General features: G+C 30.4%; 3 protein-coding genes. 1 reads left to right on the top strand and 2 read right to left on the bottom strand.

Translation table 11 applies throughout. From position 1 onward, the window contains the following. Nucleotides 1-177: 177 nt before the first annotated feature. Nucleotides 178-1,401 carry a PDDEXK-like family protein gene (locus ACTHW2_RS08970; RefSeq protein ID WP_091634864.1) on the bottom strand — a complete coding sequence of 408 codons (1,224 nt, stop codon included), beginning with the start codon at nucleotides 1,399-1,401 and terminating at the stop codon, nucleotides 178-180. Between the two features lie 344 nt (nucleotides 1,402-1,745). Between ACTHW2_RS08970 and ACTHW2_RS08965 the strand changes: the two genes are divergently transcribed. Next, nucleotides 1,746-2,462 carry an EcsC family protein gene (locus tag ACTHW2_RS08965; RefSeq protein WP_442263599.1) on the top strand — a complete coding sequence of 239 codons (717 nt, stop codon included), beginning with the start codon at nucleotides 1,746-1,748 and terminating at the stop codon, nucleotides 2,460-2,462. Nucleotides 2,463-2,939: 477 nt separating this feature from the next. On the opposite strand, the gene ACTHW2_RS08960 is transcribed toward ACTHW2_RS08965, so the two are convergent. Continuing rightward, nucleotides 2,940-3,446: tryptophan synthase subunit alpha (locus tag ACTHW2_RS08960; protein ID WP_442263598.1), on the bottom strand; the 507-nt coding region annotated here is incomplete at its 5' end.

The raw sequence follows: 3,446 nt of genomic DNA, 5'->3' as shown, positions 1-3,446 counted from the left end.
AAAGTACTTAAAAAAACAAGCAAAGAAGAAAAAAGGCAAGAAAAGAAAATAATCATACATAAAGCACGTGCCGATTCAGTTGAAATCAGCACGTGCTTTTGTTGTATAATGAGTTTTTTATTTTATTCACCGATTGTCACAAATAATCATTAGCTTAAGATCTAGCTTCATTCCCACCTATGCACGAATTAAAGGATCGAATTTTTTCTGTATCCGTATGATTTCTTTTTCGATGTTTTCTTTTATTTCAGCAACGACTTGAATCCTATCTTCATCATGAATATAGTTAAATAATTCTGAAATATATTCACCGCTAAACAGAGTCATACGCTTCCTTGAAACAACCCACCAAGTCCAATTGTCTTTATTTTTTCCCTTTCTCTTTTCATTTAACGTTGAAAGTTTTAATGCTACATCATCTCTAACTTCCTCAGAATTAGCTGAATTGAAAGGTATTTGAGTATAAACTGATTTTTCTCTTAATTCAATTTCTACATAATATGATTTTTGATTATTCCAGCCACTCACTAAGTGATCAGGAAAATCGGGAAATATTGTATTTAACTCCTTCAACTGAAAACGCAACAGACGTTTACTGGATTCGTTTTCATCAAAAATGATTTCCCCTTCTTCTGCTAATTCATTCAGAGCCTCCATTATAAAGCTTCGAAGTGTCGATATTCTATCCGGCTTAGCTTCATATATCAAATCAAGTGCGTCTTGATATTCAACGTATATTTTCTGACAAAGTTTCTGTAATTTATCGTCCATTAAAATATCCCCTTTTAACATACTACAGTAATCCTCAATAAGCAGTTTTACTTTAGTACTTAATTCGTATTCATCTAAAATTTTAGAAAGTATCTCTACGACAGCGGTATATGTTACACTACCCCAATCTTTTTTTGAAGGAGTCGTTCCATAAGGATCTACAAAGATAAATAGATTTTGATAATCTGGATAATTTTTCACTACAAAATTTTTGTATTTATTTAGTTGGTGACTCGACTCTGAAGCATCAATTTTATTTTCCAAACAAATAGTTAACTTATTTTTTTCAGAAACTATAAATAGATCGATGTTGTAATGCTCTCTGTAGACCAAGGCATCGTTATAGTCTCCCAAAAAAATATCAAAAACAGAAAGCTTTGTTTGTTCTTGGATAATAGATCGATTTCTTTTGTAGAAATGAACAAGAAATGATTTTAGAAAAGCATCATTCATTTTATGAGAAGCTGATGGATTAAACAAATAAGCTAAGAAGTTACTATGTCTTATTTCTTGTCTTGAGATTTTCAAAATCTCGAATATATTATTATTATCCATCCACGGACTCAACTGCTCCTCAATATCTGACATATTTTCAAGCAGCTTCTCCAGCTTTTTATAATTTTCTTCCATTAGTTATCTCCTTTCAATCTTAATTAAATCAATGCGAAATTATTGTCTTAATCTAATAAACATTATTTACTATTCCTACCTATTTTAAGTTAAAAAGCTATTAAAGAAAAGAGTTTATTAGCTTTCTACTTTACCTATTACTATCATCTTTTATAACAAAAAAAGTTCTTTTGAAAAGTTCTTATGATAGCAAATCAAAAGTTAGTAATATTTTCGGCTCAACTCATTTTAGTTCCAGTTTTACAATATTCTCGGAATCCAACTTTTGTCACTTACCTCAATTAACATTATTTAAAGTGATTGATTCTTAATTGACTTTTCTCCTATACATTTAAAAACAAGTAATATATGATAGAGTTAAACAGAATGAAAATATCGTCTACATTTTTTTAAAGGAGGGACATATGAATAATAAAGAAACAAAAGGCCATGAAATTCTGGAACAAATTTATGACAAGTCTTTAAATGGCATTCCAAAAGTATCAAAGCCACTAGAAGAGTTAGTAGAAGATTATACTAATCGTTACGGTTACACTGATGAAGCAATCGATCGAATGGTAGCAAATCAGTTAAAGAAAAACACGCTTAACGGATTTGTCTCGGGTTTTGGTGGTTTTTCCACTATGGCAGTAACATTGCCTGCAAATGTTACTTCTGTACTTTATGTACAGATGAGAATGATCGCAGCAATCGCCTATATCAGAGGTTATGATTTAAATGAAGATACTGTACAGACGTTTGTTTATGCTTGCATGATTGGTAAATCATCGGCTGATATTTTTAAAAAGGCTAGTGTACAATTTAGCAACAAACTGGGGAACGTTGTATTAAAGAAAATTCCTGGCCGTGTACTTATCAACATAAATAAAAAATTAGGGTTCAGATTTATCACTAAAGGCGGTACGAAAGGAGTTATAAATCTCTGGAAAGCTGTTCCATTAGTTGGCGCAGGCGTTGGATCAACATACGATTTTACAACGACTAAAGTTATTGCAAACCGTGCAAAGAAAATGTTTATTGAAAACGGACAGATTAATATTGGTGCACTAGAAGGAAAATAAATATAAGTTATTATTTTAAACATACAAAGAGAGCTAGCTATAAAAAATATGCCAGCTCTCTAAAAAAAGTATTTTGAAGCAGACTCCCGACCAGTTCTTTCTTAATTAACATTTGTATAAAAAGTATTTTTCTGGCAAATATTGTAATCTCACTGTACAAGAAAGCACACCGACAGATAATTATATTCAAAGTTTGGATAATGTAATTATAAAAACTCTTATTTTATAAGTACCGGCTCTATAATATATTTTTTACACTAATTGCTATTCACTAGTGAACCTCCAACACATTTTACATTTCCTCAGCTTTTATCTTTTATCTAATAGCTCATGCCCATGTAAACTCATTACAAATTAATATTTGTAAAAATATAAGTAAATAAAAAAGTAAGGAAACCAACAATTCTAAATTGTTTGAGTTTCCTTACTTTTTTTAATATATTTTGAATCTTAGAGATTCAACTTACAACTAGATGGTTATTTAAATGTTTTCAAATAATCTTTTATACCAGGTATACCACCTTCTATATATTCTTTCATCAATGCTGTACCTATAATAACTCCATCAGCATCATTATTAAAGACGGTCTCAGCGTCTTCCTTTGTTTTAATTCCAAACCCCACAAATGCAGGTATATCAGAAAATTTACGTATGTTCTTTATTGTATCTACATAGTCGGTAGGGACATCATCAAAGCTTCCTGTTTTACCTTCACCAGAAATCACATACGCAAATGTTTCATTGTTTTGTAATTTCTCTTTTATCTTTAGTCCATCCATTTTAGGTGGGTAAAGTTGTATGGGTTTATTTAAATCCTTTTTAGTTAAACTCTTATCCACACACAATAATCCGTCGTAAAGATTTTCATGGCTCAGTAAATCGTATTTCTCTACTCCAGCATAATATGTCATTAAAATAATCTTAAAATTAAATTTCTCTTTAATTTGCTTTAGTACTTCAATCAATTCAGCTTGTTTTAACCC

This window comes from Tissierella sp. (assembly GCF_052089545.1).
GTDB lineage: Bacteria > Bacillota > Clostridia > Tissierellales > Tissierellaceae > Tissierella_A.
The sequence above is the reverse complement of the archived record's forward strand: the minus strand, read 5'-3'. Positions and strand labels throughout refer to the sequence as shown.

Coding starts and splice junctions, on each gene's coding strand:
- ACTHW2_RS08970 (WP_091634864.1), bottom strand. CDS start 1,401: ATGGAAGAAAATTATAAAAAGCTGGAGAAGCTGCTTGAAAATATGTCA.